This window comes from Frigoribacterium sp. AC394 (assembly GCF_979258095.1).
The window spans coordinates 1,258,145-1,276,199 of sequence record NZ_OZ409834.1; the positions used below are offsets into that span (position 1 = coordinate 1,258,145).

Consider the following 18,055-nt stretch of genomic DNA (forward strand, 5'->3'; position numbering starts at 1 on the left):
TCGGACGATCCTGTCACGGGCCGCATGGTAGAACGGTGGTCGGACCATCGAGAGGCTTCTGTGCAGTCGACCCGCACCTCCTTCCGTTCGTCGCTCGGGCTTGTGGCGGTCGTCGCGGTCGTCGTCGGGCTGGCCGGCTGCTCCGCCCCCGAGGGGCCCCGCGGCACGGTCGCGGCCGCCGACCTCGAGGGGCTCCTGCCCGGTGCCGACGAGGTCTCCGCCGCCACCGACGACGAGGGAGGCGCGTGGCGGCTCGTGCAGGCGACCTCGGCGGACGGCACCACGGCCCCCGAGGCGCCGGCGGGCACCGAGGCGGGCACGGGCGACGACGACGGCGACCTCGGGATCTGCGCGATGGACTTCCGGAGCTTCACGGCGAGCGAGACCCTGCCGTCCGCCTCGGCGGTGTTCACCCGCGAGCGTCAGCAGTTCACGACCGGCGTCGTCTCGCGTGACGACGCGGCTGCGTTCATCGCGGCCCTCCGCGACGAGCTGGCCGGCTGCCCTGCGACGACGACCGCGGGCGTCAGCGGCACGGAGAGCAGCTTCACGCTGACCCCGTTCGACGAGCCGCTCGCCGCCGACGAGTACGACGCCGTCTGCTTCGGCTACGCCGCGTCGTTCGGCGGCGCCCCCGCCCGCGGTCACGCCTGCCAGGTGGCGAAGGGCGATCTCGTCACGCTGTCGTGGGTGCTGGCGCCGACCGACCGCGAGGCGCTCGACGCGGCCGCATTCGCCCGTCTGGTCGATCTGTCGGTGGCGACCAGCGCCTCCTGAAGCGCTCGACGCCGTCGCGCCCGGGTGGCGCGAGACACGCGCACCCGCTTGACTGGGGTGGACGACGCGCGACGCGTGTCGCCCAGGTCGAGCAGCGACGCCCGGACCGGAGGCACTGCTCGACGTTCGATGACGAACGATCCGAGAGGACCCCCATGGCCGCCAGCCCGGACATCCCGCGCACCGACGACCTGACCACCCCCGTCTCCGCCAAGCGGTGGCGCATCATCGGACCCGGCCTCGTCGTCGCGGCCACCGGGATCGGAGCGGGCGACCTCGTCGCCACCCTGGTCGCCGGGTCGCGGTTCGGCTACGCGCTGGCCTGGACGGTCGTGATCGGCGTCGTGATCAAGATCGCGCTGGTCGAGGGGGCCGGTCGCTGGTCGCTCGCGACGGGCCGCACGATCTTCGAGGGCTGGCGGTCGCTCGGCCGGTGGACGAGCGTCTACTTCGGCGTCTACATCGTCGTCTGGGGGTTCGTCTACGGTGCGGCCGCGATGAGCTCGTCGGCCCTGCCCCTGCAGGCGCTGTTCCCCGCCGTCGATCTGAAGGTCTTCGCCATCGGGGCCGGGGTGCTCGGCGGAGTGATGGTGTGGTTCGGCCGGTACTCGTTCTTCGAGAAGGTCATCGCGTTCTTCGTGGGCGTGATGTTCGTCACGGTGGTCGGGTCGGCGATCGTGACCCTGCCCAACCTCGGCGACATCCTCACCGGTCTCGTGCCGACCATCCCCGAGGGCGGGCTCGTCGTGGCCCTCAGCGTCACCGGTGGCGTCGGCGGCACGATCACCCTCGCCGCGTACGGCTACTGGCTGCGCGAGAAGGGCTGGAACAGCCCCGGGTGGATGCGCGTCATGCGCCTCGACAACGGGGTCGCGTATGTCGTCAGCGGGGTCTTCGTGTTCTCGATGCTGGTCGTCGGCGCCGAGCTGCTGCACTCGGCCGACATCGCCCTGGCCGACGGCGAGGGCGGGCTCGTGCAACTCGCGGCCGTGCTCGGCGAGCGGTATGGCACGTTCATGACGTGGTTCTTCCTGATCGGGTTCTTCGCGACGTCGTTCTCGTCGATCCTCGGGGTGTGGAACGGCGTCTCGCTGATGTTCGCCGACTTCGTGGGCACCCTGCGCGGTCTCGACGCCGACGATCCGCGGCGCCGCATCGGAGGCACGTACTACCGGGCGTTCGTGATCTGGCTGACGGTGCCGCCGATGGCGATCCTGTTCCTCGATCGGCCGATCGGCCTGATCGTGCTCTACGGCGTGCTGGGCGCGCTGTTCATGCCGTTCCTCGCGATCACGCTGCTCTGGCTGCTGAACTCGTCGCGGACTCCCGTCGAGTGGCGCAGCCGCTGGCTGAGCAACACGATGATGACGATCTGCGCCGTGCTGTTCGTCGTGCTCGGGGTGCAGCAGCTCGTGACCGAGGTCGGCAAGCTGTTCGCCTAAGCGGCTGCCCCCGGGAAGCCGAGGAGGCGCGGGTCGAGATGACCCGCGCCTCCTGGTGTTCCGTTGCGACTAGTCCGCGGTGTTGAAGCGGATCGTCTGGCTGCCGTTGGCGATGTCGGCGCGCTCACTGGTGACCGTGAAGGTCACCGGGGCGGTTCCGACCCAGCGGCGAACGGTCCACGAGCCGTCGTACTGCACGGTCGCGACCGACGGTGCAGCCGAGGTGCCGTCGCTGATCGAGACCTTCGACCAGGTCGTGCCGGTGCCGGTGAAGGTCACCCAGCCCGCGGCGTCGTGGCTGGCACCATCGAGCGGTGCCGTGACGACGAGGTCACCCTGCGCGACCCGGTCCGAGAACAGACGCAGGGTCTGCTTGGTCTCATCGCCGGCGACCGGGGTGTGGGTCACGGTGAAGGTGATGAACCCGTTGCCGAGCCAGCGCTGGATGCTCCAGCGGCCGCGGCTGTCGACCTCGGTCTCGAGGGGCGCCAGGCCCGGTGCCGCGATCGTGACCTTGTCACCGGTCGTGCCCGTGCCCGTGATCGCGACGTTGCCCGGGGTGAAGGTGCCGCCATCGGTGTGGCTGCCGATCGTGAATCCGTCCGCAGTCTCACCGACGTTGAACTCGATCGTCTCGCTGCCGTTCGCGATGCCGCCACGCTCACTGGTGACCGTGAACGTCGTCGCGGTCGTCCCGACCCAGCGACGGACCGTCCACGAACCATCGACCTGAACGGTCGCGGTCGACGGCGCGGCCGAGGTGTCGTCGCTGACCGAGACCTTCGACCAGGTCGTGCCGGTGCCCGTGAAGGTCACCCAACCCGGCTGGTCGTGGCCCGCACCGTCGATCGGTGCGGTGACGACGAGGTCACCCTGGGCGACCTGGTCCGAGAACAGACGCAGCGTCTGCTTGGTCTCGTCACCCGTGACGGGGGTGTGGGTCACCGTGAAGGTGATGTACCCGTTGCCCAGCCAGCGCGGAATCGACCACTCACCCGCCGCGTTCACCGTCGCCTCCAGAGGCGCCAGACCCGGTGCCGTGAACGTGACCTTGTCACCGGTCGACCCCTTGCCACGGAACGTGACATTGCCCGGGGTGAAGGTGCCGCCATCGGTGTGACTGTCGAGGCTGAACGCCTGACCCGAGACACCCGTGTTGAACTCGATGGTCTGCGAACCGTTCTGCACATCAGCGCGGCTCGAGGTCACCGTGAAGGTCGTCTTCTCGGTGCCCACCCAGCGGCGTGCCGACCAGGTGCCGTCGTACTGCACCGTCGCCTTCGTCGCGGCCGTGGCCGAGCCGTCGCTGATCGACACCGTCGACCACGTCGTACCCACACCGGTGAAGGTCACCCAGCCCTGCTGCGTGTGACCGTCGTCGTTCCGAGGCGTCGTGACCGAGAAGTCCTGCTCGACGACCGCGTCCGAGAACAAGCGGATGTTCTCGATCGTGTTCTCCCCCGACGCAGCCTTCTGCGAGACCGACATCGTGTACGACGCGTTGCCCAAGTACCGGACCGCACTCCACGTGCCATCCTCACGCACCTCCGTCGACACACCCGCACCGGTCGACGGCGCCACCGTCACCGTCGCACCGGGCTGACCGGTGCCCGAGAACGTGACATCACCCGGAGTGAACGTGTCACCATCGGCGAGGTTGTCCAGCGTCACACCCGCATACGACGACACGAACGTCACCGGAGCGGAACCCGTGGCCTGGAACCCGCCCTGGACGCTCGTCCCGACGAACGTGTAACCCATCGCGTTGCCCTCGACATCCCCGGCATCGGCAGGGGTCACCACGGCGATCTTCCACCGCAGGACCTCGTCCTTCCGGATCTGCCACCCCGTCGCACCGTTCGCCGCGGTGTCCCAGGTGTAGGTGTAGGTGCGACCGTCCTCCGACCGCACTCCACCCGTCAGCTGCATCCCCGCGGACGACGGGGCCCCGTCACGGATGAACGCCCCTGCGATGACGTCCTGCCCCTCGGCGAACGTCGTCCCCTCCGGGGCCGTGACGGTCACCGACGCAGCGGGCCGGTTCAGGAGCTCGTCGACGGCCGTAGCCTCGAACACCACCTCCGTGGTCTCACCGCGCTCCAACTCCACGGGAGCCATCGCGACCGGAGCCATCGGACCGAAATCACCCACGACCGACACCGGTGCCGTGCCCGTGGCCTGGAACCCGCCCTGGACGCTCGTCCCGACGAACGTGTAACCCATCGCGTTGCCCTCGACATCCGCGGCGTCAGCCGGGGTCACCACGGCGATCTTCCACCGCAGGATCTCGTCCTTCACGCTCTGCCACCCCGTCGCACCGTTCGCCGCGGTGTCCCAGGTGTAGGTGTAGGTGCGACCGTCCTCCGACCGCACTCCGCCCGTCAGCTGCATCCCCGCCGACGACGGGGCACCGTCGCGGATGAACGCCCCGGCGATGACGTCCTGCCCCTCGGCGAACGTCGTCCCCTCCGGGGCCGTGACGGTCACCGACGCAGCGGGCCGGTTCAGGAGCTCGTCGACGGCCGTAGCCTCGAACACCACCTCCGTGGTCTCACCGCGCTCCATCTCCACGGGAGCCATCGCGACCGGAGCCAACGGGCCGAAGTCACCGACGACCGACACCGGCGCGGAACCAGCGGCGCGGAACGCACCCTGGAGGCTCGTCCCGACGAACGTGTAACCCATCGCGTTGCCCTCGACATCCGCAGCGTCAGCCTGGGTCACCACGGCGATCTTCCACCGCAGAACCTCATCCTTGGGGCTCTGCCACCCCGTCGCACCGTTCGCCGCGGTGTCCCAGGTGTAGGTGTAGCTGCGACCATCGGCCGACCGCACTCCACCCGTCAGCTGCATCCCCGTGGGGTCCTCCTGACCGCCACGGACGAACGCACCGGCGATCTCGTCCTGACCCTCGGCGAACGTCGTCCCCTCCGGGGCGGTGACGGTCACCGTCGCAGCGGGCCGACCCAGGAACTCATCGGCGACCTTCGCCTCGAACGTCACCTCGCGCTCGGTACCCCGAGTGAGCTCCAGAGGAGCCATCGTCGCGGGAGCCACCGGACCGAAGTCGCCCGGGATCGACACGGGAGCTTCACCCGTCGCTCTGAACGCGCCCTGCGTGCTGGTGCCGACGAACCGGACCGCCATCGCGTTGCCCTCGACGTCGACCGCACCGGTCGGCGTGCTGACGGCGATCTTCCACCGCAGGATGTCACCCTTCAGGGTCTGCCACCCCGTCGCACCGTTCGCCACGGTGTCCCACACGTACGTGTACGTGCGACCGTCCGCCGACCGTTCACCACCGGTCAACCGCATCCCACCGGACGACGAGACACCGTCGCGGACGAACTCCCCGAGGATCTCGTCCTGACCCTCGGCGAACGTCGTCCCCTCCGGGGCGGTCAGCGTCACCTCGGCAGCGGGCCTCTCCAGGACCTCGTCGGTGGCCGTCGCCTCGAAGGTCACCTCGCTGTCCGCTCCCCGCGTCAGTTCCACGGGAGCCATCGTCACCGTGTCGAGAGGACCCGTCCCCGCGACCTCGACCTCGACGGTGTCCTGCACGTCGCCGTTCGGCAGCGTCTGGGTCACGACGACCGTCGTCGGATCGGTCGGGACGCCGGGCAGTGCCAACTCGTACGTGCCGGCGTCGGACACGACGACCGATTCGCCTCGGGCGGAGACGGTCGCGCCGGTGGTGCCGACACCCGAGATGCGACCGGGGCCGCCGTCCGCAGTGGCCGTCAACGCGCGCTCCGAGAGCATGCGATCGTCCATCACGAGGGGACGCTTGCCCCCGCCGCTCAGCAGGAACAGGAACGTCCCCGCGCTTCGGGGGACGAGACCGTGGGTCGGCCTGGCGACGGGCGCGAGCGTCTTGTCGAACCCCTGCACGGAGTTCGCGTCGGTCCAGGTCCAGAGCTGCTCGGAGGAGTCGGAGCATGTCGCGAAGGCCAGGTAGGTGAAGTTGTTCGCCGGGATCAGACAGCGGTCATCGTTCGCACCCGTTCCGCGCACCTGCCCCTGCTGGCCGACGGCCGGCAGCGAGAACCAGCTGGCGTCGTCGACGGTGGTCGTCCGCATCGTGTCGGGGTCGATGCGGAGACCGTACTGGACGTCGTCGGAGCTGTTGATGACCAGCGGTCCGACACGACGTGTGGACTCGGCCTCCGCGTTCTCGCTCGTGGTGCTGGTGACGGTCGTGCCCCGCTCGGCGCTGGGGGCCGCGACAGCCCCGGGCCCGAATGCGAGCCCCGAGACGACGGTCGCCGTCGCGAGTGCGGCCGCACCCAGGCGCTGCCCCGGGGTGTCCTTCTTCTTGTTCGTCATCTGGTGATGTGTTCTTTCTTTCTGGCCATCGAGGGACGGCGTGAGGGGAGAGGTCTGTCGGCGCCGGGTCACCGGGCACCGACCTCGGGGCGCAGGGGAAGCCGAGGAGGCGCGGGTCGTGTCGACCCGCGCCTCCCCCGTGTTCGTTGCGACTAGTCCGCGGTGTTGAAGCGGATCGTCTGGCTGCCGTTGGCGATGTCGGCGCGCTCGCTGGTGACCGTGAAGGTCACCGGGGCGGTTCCGACCCAGCGGCGAACGGTCCACGAGCCGTCGTACTGAACGGTCGCGACCGAGGGCGCGGCGTTCGTGCCGTCGCTGATCGAGACCTTCGACCAGGTCGTGCCGGTGCCGGTGAAGGTCACCCAGCCCGCGGCGTCGTGGCTGGCACCGTCGAGCGGTGCCGTGACGACGAGGTCGCCCTGGGCGACCTGGTCCGAGAACAGACGCAGGGTCTGCTTCGTCTCGTCGCCCGTGACCGGGGTGTGGGTCACCGTGAAGGTGATGAACCCGTTGCCGAGCCAGCGCTGGATGTTCCAGCGGCCGCGGCTGTCGACCTCGGTCTCGAGCGGCGCCAGACCCGGCGCGGTGATCGTGACCTTGTCGCCCGTCGTGCCGGTGCCCGTGAACGCGACGTTGCCCGGGGTGAAGGTGCCGCCGTCGGTGTGGCTGCCGATCGTGAATCCGTCCGCGGCCTCACCGACGTTGAACTCGATCGTCTGGCTGCCGTTGGCGATGCCGGCACGCTCGCTGGTGACCGTGAACGTCGTCGCGGTCGTGCCGACCCAGCGGCGGACCGTCCACGAACCGTCGATCTGAACGGTCGCGGTCGAGGGTGCGGCCGCAGTGTCGTCGCTGACCGTGACCTTCGACCAGGTCGTGCCGGTGCCCGTGAAGGTCACCCAACCCGGCTGGTCGTGGCCCGCACCATCGATCGGCGCGGTGACGATCAGATCGCCCTGGGCGACCTGGTCCGAGAACAGACGCAGCGTCTGCTTCGTCTCGTCGCCCGTGACGGGGGTGTGGGTCACCGTGAAGGTGATGGTCCCGTTGCCCAGCCAGCGCGGGATCGACCACTCACCCGCAGCGTTCACCGTCGCCTCCAGAGGCGCCAGACCCGGTGCCGTGAACGTCACCTTGTCACCGGTCGACCCCTTGCCCCGGAACGTGACGTTGCCCGGGGTGAAGGTGCCGCCGTCGGTGTGGCTGTCGAGGCTGAACGCCTGACCCGAGACACCCGTGTTGAACTCGATGGTCTGCGACCCGTTCTGCACATCGGCCCGCGACGAGGTCACCGTGAAGGTCGTCTTCTCGGTGCCCACCCAGCGGCGTGCCGACCAGGTGCCGTCGTACTGCACGGTCGCCCTCGTGGCGGCCGTGTCCGAGCCGTCGCTGATCGACACCGTCGACCACGTCGTACCCACACCCGTGAAGGTCACCCAACCCCGCTGGGCGTGCCCATCGCCCGAGGCCGGCGACGTCACCGAGAAGTCCTGCTCGGAGACGGCGTCCGAGAACAGACGGATGTTCTCCAGCTTGTTCTCACCCGAGGCCGCGACCTGCGTCACCGACATCGTGTACGACGCGTTGCCCAGGTACCGGACCGCACTCCACGTGCCATCGGCACGCACCTGGGTCGACACGCCTGCACCCGTCGACGGCGACACCGTCACCGTGGCACGGGGAGTGCCGGTGCCCGAGAACGTCACGTCACCCGGGGTGAACGTGTCGCCATCGGCGAGGTTGTCGAGAGTGACGTCCGAGTAGTCGGCGGCGATGGAGACGGGGGCGCTGCCCGCGGTCTGGAAGTTGCCTTGGGCCGAGACACCCGAGTAGACGAAGCCGAGCTTGTTGTCGGGCACGTCGAGGGCGTCGGCGGCCGTCTCGACCTTCACCGTGTATTCGATGTCGCGGTCCGCTACAGCGGTGATGCTGTGGTCGCTGTTGTCGAAGGTCAGGGTCTTCCCGTCGTTCGAGACGACACCCTCCTTGAGGTCGTAGCCATCCCAGACCAACCAGCCGTCCGCGGTCGTGGCCTTGTACCGGCTCGACGCCGTCGCCTGCTCGGGGAACGTCGTCCCCTCCGGTGCGTTCAGCACCACCTTGGGCGCGAAGCCCCGGTGCTCCTGGGTGTTGCGAACCATGAACTTCAACTCGGAGGTCTCACCACGCACCAGCTCCGTGGCCGGGACCTCGAGCGCCGAGACGGACCCGAGAGCGCCCGGGATCGAGACCGGAGCGCTGCCCGCGGCCTGGAAGTTGCCTGCAGAGGACACGCCCGAGTAGACGAAGCCGAGCTTGTTGCCGGGCACGTCGAGGGCATCAGCGGCCGTCTCGACCTTGACCGTGTACTCGTAGTCGCGGTCCGCCACAGCGGTGATGCCGTGTTCGCTGTTGTCGAAGGTCAGGGTCTTCCCATCGTTCGAGACGACACCTTCCTTGAGGTCGTAGCCATCCCAGACCAACCAGGCGTCCGCGGTCGTGGCCTTGTACCGGCTCGACGCCGTCGCCTGCTCGGGGAACGTCGTCCCCTCCGGTGCGGTCAGCACCACCTTCGGTGCGAATCCCACGTGCTCCTGGGTGTTACGAACCATGAACTTCAACTCGGAGGTCTCACCACGCACCAGCTCCGTGGCCGGGACGTCGAGCGCCGAGACGGACCCGAGAGCGCCCGGGATCGACACGGGAGCGCTGCCCGTGGTCTGGAAGTAGCCTGCAGAGGACACGCCCGAGTAGTCGAAGCCGAGCTTGTTGCCGGGCACGTCGAGCGCGTCGGCGGCCGTCTCGACCTTGACCGTGTATTCGATGTCACGGTCCGCTACAGCGGTGATGCCGTGGTCGCTGTTGTCGAAGGTCAGGGTCTTCCCGTCGTTCGAGACGACACCTTCCTTGAGGTCGTAGCCATCCCAGACCAACCAGCCGTCCGCGGTCGTGGCCTTGTACCGGCTAGACGCCGTCGCCTGCTCGGGGAACGTCGTCCCCTCCGGTGCGGTCAGCACCACCTTCGGCGCGAAGCCCCGGTTCTCCTGGGTGTTGCGAACCATGAACTTCAACTCGGAGGTCTCACCACGCACCAGCTCCGTGGCCGGGACCTCGAGCGCCGAGACGGACTCGAGAGCGTCCAGGATCGAGACCGGAGCGCTGCCCGCGGTCTGGAAGTTGCCCTGGGCCGAGACACCCGAGAACTCGAAGGCCATCTTGTTGCCGGGCACATCGACCGCGTCGGCGGCCGTCTCGACCTTCACCGTGTACTCGTAGTCACGGTTCGCACCGACCGAGATCCCGTGATCGGTGTTGTCGAAGGTCAGGGTCCTGCCGTCGTTCGAGACGACGCCGTTGCGCAGGACGTTCTCGTCCCAACGGCCCCAGATCTCACCATCAGGCGCATCGCGGTAGCGCGACGTCGCGGTCGACTGCTCGGGGAACGTGGTCCCCTCGGGCGCGGTCAGCACCACCTTCGGCGCGAAGCCCGTGTGCGCCTGCGTGTTGCGGACGACGAACTTCACATCCGTCACGGCACCGCGGACGAGCTCGACCGACGGCACCTCCAACGCCGACACCGAACCGAAGTCGCCGGGAATGGAGACCGGGGCGCTGCCAGAAGCCTGGAAGTCACCCTGGGCCGAGACACCCGAGAACACGAAGCCCATCTTGTTGTCGCGCACGTCGAGCGCGTCGGCGGCCGTCTCGACCTTGACCGTGTACTCGTAGTCACGGTCGGCCACAGCGGTGATGCTGTGGTCGCTGTTGTCGAAGGTCAGGGTCTTCCCGTCGTTCGAGACGACACCCTCCTTGAGGTCGTAGCCATCCCAGACCAACCAGGCGTCCGCGGTCGTGGCCTTGTACCGGCTCGACGCCGTCGCCTGCTCGGGGAACGTCGTCCCCTCCGGTGCGGTCAGCACCACCTTCGGTGCGAATCCCACGTGCTCCTGGGTGTTACGAACCATGAACTTCAACTCGGAGGTCTCACCACGCACCAGCTCCGTGGCCGGGACCTCGAGCGCCGAGACCGAACCGAAGTCGTCGGTCGAGGCGTCGGCGGCGGGGGTGTTTGCGCTGGTGACGCTCATGGACGCAGCAGGAGCGGCGACGGCCCCGGGGCCGAATGCGAGCCCGGAGACGACGGTCGCCGTCGCGAGTGCGGCCGCGCCCAGGCGCTGCGCCGGGGTGTTCTTCTTCTTGTTCTTCATGTGGCGGTCTGTTCTTTCTTTCGGGCCGTCGAGGGACGGCGTGAGGGGAGAGGTCTGTCGGCGCGGGGTCATCGGGCGCTGACGGTGATGTCGTCGGCGCCGGTGGCCACCTCGGGGGCGTCGCCGCCGTGGGTGACGGTGTTGCCGAACGAGAGGTTGTTGATCGTCTCGACGGACTCGACGTCGACGGTGTTGCCGTCGCTCTCGAGGATCAGGTTCGTGACCGGGCCGAGCGTGATGGTGTTGCCCGAGCCGATGATGTCGACGGTCTCGCAGCCGTCGGGCAGCTCGTACTCGGTGTCGTTGTCGACGAACGTGGCGATGCCGTCGATGCATTCGCCGGTCGGCTTCGGGAAGTCGGTGGCCGCGGCGGTCTCCGAGGAGGCGGGGGTCGGCGTGGCCTCGTCGGCCTCGGTCGTGCCGCTGGTGCAGCCGGTCAGGGCCAGCGCGGCGAACGCGATGCCGGCGGTGGTGGTGAGGAGTGTGCGGCGCATGGTGGTCCGTTCTGTCGTGTGGCGGCGAGCCGGGCGGCACGCCGGAGGGGAAGCTGAGAGGGAAGGGGAAGAAAAAGGAGGAGGAGAGACGGCCTTCGTGCGGAGCATCAACGGCCCGTCCCGAGGCGGATCTCACGCCGACCGTTGTCGATGTCGGCGCGAGCGCTGGTCACGGTGACGGTGACGGGCCCGGCACCGACCCATCGACGTACGGTCCACGAGCCGTCGTACTGGACGGTGGCGACCGAGGGCGGCGTGCCGGTGCCATCGTCGATCGAGATGCGTGACCAGGTCGTGCCGGTGCCGGTGAAGGTGACCCAGCCGGCCTGCGAGTGGTCGTCGCCGTCGACCGGGGCCGACACGACCAGCTCTCCCTGCGGCACCTGGTCGGAGAAGAGCCGGAGCTGCTGATCGGTCGACTCCCCGCCCGTCGTCGTGTGGGTCACGGTGAAGCCGATCGAGCCGTTGCCGAGCCATCTCTGCAGCGACCAGCGACCGGTGAGGTCGACCCGCGCCTCCAGCGGGGCCAGGCCGGGCGCGGTCAGGGTGACCGTGTCGCCGGTGGATCCCGTGCCCGAGAAGGTGATCGGCCCGGGGGTGAAGGTGCCGCCGTCGGAGTGACTGTCGATCGTGAAGGGCCGGTCGGTGACACCCGCATTGAATGCGACGGTCTCGGACCCGTTCTCGACGTCGGCCCGGGCGGACGTCACAGTGAACGTGGTCGGCTCGGTGCCGACCCACCGCCGTGCCGTCCACGAGCCGTCGTACTGCACGGTCGCGGTGGTCGGGGCGATGGCGGAGTCGTCGGCGATCGACACCCTCGACCAGGTCGTGCCCGTGCCCGAGAAGGTCACCCACCCCTGTGCCGCGTGACCATCGCCGTCCGAGGGAGACGCCAGGGTGAAGTCGCCCTCGGCCACGGCGTCCGAGAACAGACGGATGCCCTCGATGGTGTTCTCGCCCTCGGGGGAGGTGTGCGAGACGGTCAGGGTGTACGCGCCGTTGCCCAGGTAGCGCACCGCGCGCCAGGTCCCGTCGAGGCGGACCTCGGTCGAGACGGGGGCGCCCGAGGTCGGTGCGATGGTCACCGTCGCGCCGGGGAACCCGGTGCCGGTGAACTCGACCTCGCCCGGAGTGAAGCGATCGCCGTCGACGAAGTCGTCGAGGGTCCCGTCGCGGTAACGGTCGACGAACGACACCGCCGAGCGACCGAAGACGTGGAAGGCCCCGCTGTTCGCCGTACCGGAGTGCAGCAAGCCGAGCGAGCCCTGGTCGGCGACGCCGAACGGGGTGCGCACGACGGCCTCGAATCGCAGGCGGGAACCGGCAGGGAGGCGGAAGCCGCCGTTCGTCGTGTCGGCGTCGTAGGTGAGGGAGGTCGCGTCGGCCGACGAGGAGCCCCCGGTCAGGCGCAGATAGGCGGACTCGCGCCAGTCGCGAGCCCCGGGCAGCAGGTAGGCCACCGGCCGATCGTCGGCCGAGGCGAACGTCGTGCCGGCCGGCGCCGTGAAGGTGACCGTCGAGTCCATCGAGGTCAGCTCGGCGGTCGTCTCGACCTGGGCGGTCACCGCGCTGTCCAGCCCGCGGGGGATCTCGGTCGACGGCAGCTCGACGGGGGTGAACTCGCCGGAGGCCGCCGTGACCTCGACATCGAGCGTCGTCGTGCCGTGCACCTCGTCGTTCGGCAGGGTCTGGGTGACCACGAGGGAGGTGACGCCGACCTCGAGACCGGTCAGCGTGAGCGTGTACTCGCCGGTCTCGCCGACGACGACCGACTCGTCGCCGATCGAGACCGTCGACCCCGTGGAGGCGACCCCCGAGACCACTGCCGAGCGCTCCATCGCGTCGACGACGGCCGACGCGGTGATCTCGCGCTCGGCGAGCATCGCCCCGTCGAGGGCCATCGGCCGCGTGTACGAGGCCCCGTCGACGGCGTGCACGTAGGTGCCGGCACCGCGCGGTGCGATCGCCCGTGCCGTGGCGGTCGACGGCGAGAGCGCCTTCGAGAAGCCCTGCCGCTCGGTCGTGTCGGTCCACTGCCAGTCCTGCTGGACGGAGGCGTTGCAGCTCGCGATCGTGACCGTGCCGTTGCTGGGCGACGCCTTGGTCAGACAGCGATCCGCCTTGTCGCCGACACCACGCACTTGGCCGACCTGGCCGACGGCCGGCACCGACCAGTAGTCGGCCTCGGCCTGCGCCTCGGCGAGGGTTCCGCCGCCGCCGGTGCGCATGGTGTCGGGATCGGCTCGGAGGCCGAAGGCGTGGGTCTCGCTCTGGACGATCGCGAGAGGCCCGACGAGGCGGGTGGATTCGGAGGCGATGACGACGGGCGTGCTGCCCGAGGCCCTCACCGACGGGTCGCCCGGCGAGGCCTCTGCGGCAGCGGCCGCTCCGTCGACGATGCCGCCGAGCACGGTCGCCGCGGCGAGCACGACTGCTCCGACTCGGAGTGCGGTCCTTCTCGTCATGTGTTCTGGTCTCCCCTGGTGTCATGCCCGGCGGGTCCCGGTGACAATGCGTCAAATATTACCAGAGGAATTCGTATATCGCATGCTAATACGTGTGATGTATGAGCTAGGACGACGCCTGCCGTTCATCTGCGCGACGTGCGGCGGCATCCCCACCGTCGCCGCGCCTCCCTACGGTGCTCGTGGGCCGACCGGCATCCCTTCGTCGCTCCCCGCGACGAGCCTCGGCCCCGCACCCGAAGGATCCCGATGCTCGCCAAGCGCCACCTCGCCGGAGCCGCCACCCTCGCCGCCCTGGCCCTGGGCCTCACCGCCTGCTCGTCCGCCGACGCGGGGAGCTCAGGAGGCGCGGCGAGCGACACCGACGCCGCCACCGCCACCAGCGCGGAGGACTTCGGCGGCATGGACCAGCTCGTCGCCGCCGCCGAGGCGGAAGGCGAGCTGAACGTCATCGCGCTGCCCGACACCTGGGCGAACTACGGCGAGATCATCGACGCCTTCGAGAACGAGTACGACATCACCGTCAACTCGGACAACCCCGACGTGTCGAGCGCCGAGGAGATCACCGCGGCGCAGAACCTGAAGGGGCAGGACGGCGCCCCCGACGTCTTCGACCTCGGCTCGGCCGTCACCCTCGAGAACCTCGACCAGTTCGCCCCGTACAAGGTGACGACCTGGGACGACATCGCCGACGATCGCAAGGACGCCGACGGCAGGTGGGTCTACGACTACACCGGTCTGATGTCGATCGGCTACGACGCCGACGCCGTGCCCGAGCCCACGAGCCTCGACGACCTGCTCGGCGACGAGTACAAGGGCAAGGTCGCACTGAACGGCGACCCGACCCAGGCCGGCGCCGCAGCGGCCGCGATCCAGTGGGCCGCCCTCCAGGACGGCGGCAGCGTCGACGACATCACCCCCGGTGTCGACTTCTTCGGCGAGCTGAACGACGCCGGCAACTTCCTGCCGACCGACCCGACGCCCGCCACCATCGCCTCGGGCGAGACCCCCGTCGTCTTCGACTGGAGCTACAACAACCTGGCCGCCGCGGCCGACGCCGGCGGTCGCGACTGGAAGACCGCCGTGCTGCCCGGCACGGCCCTCGCCAGCTACTACAACCAGGCCATCAACGTCGACGCCCCGCACCCCGCGGCCGCCCGACTGTGGCAGGAGTTCATCATGGGCGACACCGCCCAGAACCTCTACCTCGCAGCAGGCGCCTACCCCGTCCGACTCGACGCCATGGTCGAGGCCGGGACGGTCGACCAGGGCGCCCTCGACGCGGTCGGCGAGCAGCCCGCCGACACCGTGCAGTTCACCAGCGAGCAGACCGAGGCCGCCTCGGCGGTCCTGGCCGAGCGCTGGGCCGCCGTGATCGGCTGATCGTGACGACCGTGGCGAGAGGGGCGGAGTCGTCGACCCGCGCCTCCTCGACCTCCGGCGGCGCCGACTCTCCCCAGGGTCGGCGCCGCCTGCCGGCGTGGTGGGGGCTGACCCCGTTCGCGCTCTACGTGCTGGCGTTCCTGGTGCTGCCGTGCCTGCTGGCGCTCGGCACCGGCTTCGTCGACGGCGACGGCCGGTTCACCCTCGACAACATCGCCGTGCTCGGCGAACCCAGCGTGCTGCGCGCGTTCGGCAGCTCGGCGTTCGTCTCGGGCGTGACCGCCGTGGTCGGCGCCGTGGTCGGCGCCGTCGTCTGCTGGGGTCTCACCGCCCTCCGCCCCGACGGGCTCGTGCGCGGTCTGGTCGACTCGGCGGCCAGCGTGCTCGCCCAGTTCGGCGGCGTCATGCTCGCATTCGCCTTCACGGCCACCATCGGCATCCAGGGGGTCGTCACCCAGCTGCTGCTGACCCGCTTCGGCGTCGACGTCTTCGCCGACGGGGTCTGGTTCTATCAGGTGCCGGGGCTGCTGCTGCCGTACATCTACTTCCAGGTGCCGCTGATGGTGATCACCTTCATGCCGGCCGTCACCGGACTGCGGCCGCAGTGGCAGGAGGCGGTGGCCACCCTCGGCGGAACGGGGTGGCAGCACTTCGCCCGCGTCGTGGTGCCCGTGCTCACGCCCGCATTCGTCGGCAGCCTGCTGCTGCTGTTCGCGAACGCGTTCTCGTCGTACGCGACGGCGGCGGCGATCATCAGTCAGGGCGCCCAGATCGTACCGCTGCAGATCCGCGCCGCGCTCGTCAGCGAGACCGTGCTCGGTCGCGAGAACGTCGCCGGGGCGCTCGCGCTCGGCATGGTGATCGTGATGGTCGTGCTGATGTCGCTGTACTCGGTGCTGCAGCGCCGGACCGAGCGGTGGCAGCGGTGACCGGCGTGTCGACCCGCGCCTCCTCGGGGCGCGCCCCCTCGGCGGTCGGGCCTGCCGGGCGTGCTTCGACGACGGCCCGCAGGATCGCGCTCGGCGTTGTCGGGCTGGTGTTCGCCGTGCCGATCGCGGCGATGGTCGCGTTCTCGCTGCGGAGCGTCGACGGCCGCGGCCACGACCTGAACCACTGGCTCGCGATCGTCGACCCCGAGAACGAGCGGGCGTATCGCAACCTCGTCGAGGGCGTGACGAACTCGCTGGTGCTGGCCGTCGTCGCCGCGCTGCTGGTGCTCGCGCTGCTCGTGCCCGCCATGGTGCTCGTGCACCTGCGCCACCCGCGACTCGCGCGCCCGCTCGAACTCGTCTGCCTCGTGCCGATCACGGTGCCGGCCATCGTGCTCGTCGTCGGACTCGCGCCGGTCTACTCGGTGGTGACGCGCATCGCCGGGTCGGGCGCCTGGACGCTCGCGCTGGCCTACGGGATCACCGTGCTGCCCTACGCGTACCGGGCCGTGCAGTCCGACCTCGCCGGGACGGATCTGCGCACCCTCACCGAAGCAGCCCGCACCCTCGGGGCCGGCTGGGCGCACATCGCCGTGAGCATCGTCGTGCCGACCCTGCGCCGGGGGCTGCTCGCGGCTGCGTTCATCACCGTCGCCGTCGTGCTCGGCGAGTTCACCATCGCGTCGCTGCTCAACCGCGTGACGCTGCAGACGGCCCTGGTGCAGGTCTCGCGGAGCGACCCGTACGCCGCGGTCATCTTCGCCCTGCTGGCGCTGGGCTTCGCGTTCGCACTGCTCGTCGTGATCGGGCGCGTCGGCACTCGCGGGCCGGGCGCCTCGCCCGCGGTCTCGGCAGGCGCCGCGCCTCCCGCCGGTCGCGCCGGTGCCGCCGCGTCCGCCGCGCCCGCCGCTATCGCTGCACCCGCCCCTCCTGCTCCGCCCGCTCGAAAGGCCCACTCGTGACCGCCACCCTCACCGCCCCCATCGACGTCGACCGGCGCGGTGGCGCGGCCGTCGAGTTCCGCTCGGTCGTCAAGGACTTCTCGGGACACCGCGCCCTCGACGGCGTCTCGCTGTCGCTGCGACCGGGCGAGCTCGTGGCCGTGCTCGGGCCGAGCGGCTGCGGCAAGACCACCGCGCTGCGGGGCCTGGCGGGCCTCGAGAGCGTGACGAGCGGCAGCATCACCATCGACGGCGACGACGTCGTCGGCGTGCCGACCCATCGCCGAGACGTGGGCATGGTCTTCCAGGCGTACTCGCTCTTCCCGCATCTGACGGTGCTGCAGAACGTCGAGTTCGGTCTCCGGATGCGCCGCGTCGGGCGCACGGAGCGCACGAGCCGTGCGCGCTCGATGCTCGAGCTGGTCGGCCTCGGCGACCTCGGCGAGCGCTACGCCCACCAGCTCTCGGGCGGGCAGCAGCAGCGCGTCGCCCTGGCCAGGGCCCTCGTCACCCGGCCCCGCGTGCTGCTGCTCGACGAGCCGCTCAGCGCCCTCGATGCGAAGGTGCGGGTGCATCTGCGCGATGAGATCCGTCGGATCCAGCGCGAGCTCGCCATCACGACGATGTTCGTCACCCACGATCAGGAGGAGGCGCTCGCCGTCGCCGACCGCGTCGCCGTCATGCGGGCCGGGTCGATCGAGCAGATCGGCACCCCCGAGGAGCTCTACCGCGAGCCGTCGTCGGCGTTCGTCGCGGAGTTCGTCGGCACGAGCAACCGGGTGCGGGCCGAGGTTGTCGACGGGCGCGTGCGCCTGCCGGGCTGCCGTGAGATCGAGGCGGTCGGGTCGCCGGCCGACGGCGCCGTCTGGGCCTGGGTCCGCCCGGAGGACGTCGTCTTCACCGGCGATCCGCACGCGATCGCCGGCATCGTCGAGACGGTGTCGTTCAGAGGAGCGGTCTCGCGGACGACCGTGCGGACCGACCCCGGCACGGTGCTCACCCTCGACCACCGCCCCGAGGTCGGCCGCCCGATCGGCGCCGAGGTGCTCGTCTCGTTCGTCCCCGCCGCTGTGGCGGTCGTCCCGGTCTAATCGCCTCGGCCTGATCG

10 protein-coding genes are annotated in these 18,055 nt (G+C 70.1%); 6 read left to right on the plus strand and 4 right to left on the minus strand.

What is annotated here, in order from left to right; all coding sequences use genetic code 11:
- Positions 1-60 precede the first annotated feature (60 nt).
- Together ACZZY9_RS05785 and ACZZY9_RS05790 are read left to right on the plus strand one after the other, a co-directional pair.
- Positions 61-777, plus strand: a complete 717-nt coding sequence (locus ACZZY9_RS05785) for a hypothetical protein (protein ID WP_463463344.1) — start codon at positions 61-63, stop codon at positions 775-777.
- Positions 778-932: 155 nt separating this feature from the next.
- Positions 933-2,219, plus strand: coding sequence for an Nramp family divalent metal transporter (locus tag ACZZY9_RS05790; protein ID WP_463463345.1), 1,287 nt, complete (start codon positions 933-935; stop codon positions 2,217-2,219).
- Positions 2,220-2,288: 69 nt separating this feature from the next.
- On the opposite strand, the gene ACZZY9_RS05795 is transcribed toward ACZZY9_RS05790, so the two are convergent.
- The 4 genes from ACZZY9_RS05795 to ACZZY9_RS05810 form a co-directional block, all read right to left on the minus strand.
- A complete protein-coding gene (locus ACZZY9_RS05795; protein ID WP_463463346.1) occupies positions 2,289-6,545 on the minus strand; it encodes an RHS repeat domain-containing protein in 4,257 nt (1,418 codons plus the stop codon).
- Positions 6,546-6,697: 152 nt separating this feature from the next.
- On the minus strand, positions 6,698-10,732 hold the full coding sequence (locus ACZZY9_RS05800) for a hypothetical protein (protein WP_463463347.1): 4,035 nt from the start codon (positions 10,730-10,732) through the stop codon (positions 6,698-6,700).
- Positions 10,733-10,800: 68 nt separating this feature from the next.
- Positions 10,801-11,226: a hypothetical protein gene (locus ACZZY9_RS05805; protein WP_463463348.1), complete on the minus strand. Its 426-nt coding sequence runs from the start codon at positions 11,224-11,226 to the stop codon at positions 10,801-10,803.
- A gap of 107 nt (positions 11,227-11,333) precedes the next feature.
- Positions 11,334-13,694 (minus strand): hypothetical protein, encoded by a 2,361-nt coding sequence (locus ACZZY9_RS05810; protein WP_463463349.1) that lies wholly within the window; start codon positions 13,692-13,694, stop codon positions 11,334-11,336.
- A 249-nt stretch (positions 13,695-13,943) separates the two neighbouring features.
- Between ACZZY9_RS05810 and ACZZY9_RS05815 the strand changes: the two genes are divergently transcribed.
- Genes ACZZY9_RS05815 through ACZZY9_RS05830 form a run of 4 tightly spaced genes read left to right on the plus strand, consistent with a single transcriptional unit; the run spans position 13,944 to position 18,038 of the window.
- Positions 13,944-15,077, plus strand: coding sequence for an ABC transporter substrate-binding protein (locus tag ACZZY9_RS05815; protein WP_463463350.1), 1,134 nt, complete (start codon positions 13,944-13,946; stop codon positions 15,075-15,077).
- Between the two features lie 11 nt (positions 15,078-15,088).
- Positions 15,089-16,006, plus strand: coding sequence for an ABC transporter permease (locus ACZZY9_RS05820; RefSeq protein WP_463463351.1), 918 nt, complete (start codon positions 15,089-15,091; stop codon positions 16,004-16,006).
- Positions 15,994-16,968, plus strand: coding sequence for an ABC transporter permease (locus tag ACZZY9_RS05825; protein ID WP_463463352.1), 975 nt, complete (start codon positions 15,994-15,996; stop codon positions 16,966-16,968). The genes ACZZY9_RS05820 and ACZZY9_RS05825 overlap by 13 nt, the downstream gene beginning before the upstream one ends.
- Complete coding sequence (locus tag ACZZY9_RS05830) at positions 16,965-18,038, plus strand: ABC transporter ATP-binding protein (protein WP_463463353.1); 1,074 nt, start codon at positions 16,965-16,967, stop codon at positions 18,036-18,038. The genes ACZZY9_RS05825 and ACZZY9_RS05830 overlap by 4 nt, the downstream gene beginning before the upstream one ends.
- Positions 18,039-18,055 lie beyond the last annotated feature (17 nt).

Excerpts from the sequence above, each read along its gene's own strand:
- ACZZY9_RS05790 (WP_463463345.1), top strand. The coding sequence starts at position 933 with ATGGCCGCCAGCCCGGACATCCCGCGCACCGACGACCTGACCACCCCC.
- ACZZY9_RS05795 (WP_463463346.1), bottom strand. The coding sequence starts at position 6,545 with ATGACGAACAAGAAGAAGGACACCCCGGGGCAGCGCCTGGGTGCGGCC.
- ACZZY9_RS05800 (WP_463463347.1), bottom strand. The coding sequence starts at position 10,732 with ATGAAGAACAAGAAGAAGAACACCCCGGCGCAGCGCCTGGGCGCGGCC.
- ACZZY9_RS05805 (WP_463463348.1), bottom strand. The coding sequence starts at position 11,226 with ATGCGCCGCACACTCCTCACCACCACCGCCGGCATCGCGTTCGCCGCG.
- ACZZY9_RS05810 (WP_463463349.1), bottom strand. The coding sequence starts at position 13,694 with ATGACGAGAAGGACCGCACTCCGAGTCGGAGCAGTCGTGCTCGCCGCG.
- ACZZY9_RS05815 (WP_463463350.1), top strand. The coding sequence starts at position 13,944 with ATGCTCGCCAAGCGCCACCTCGCCGGAGCCGCCACCCTCGCCGCCCTG.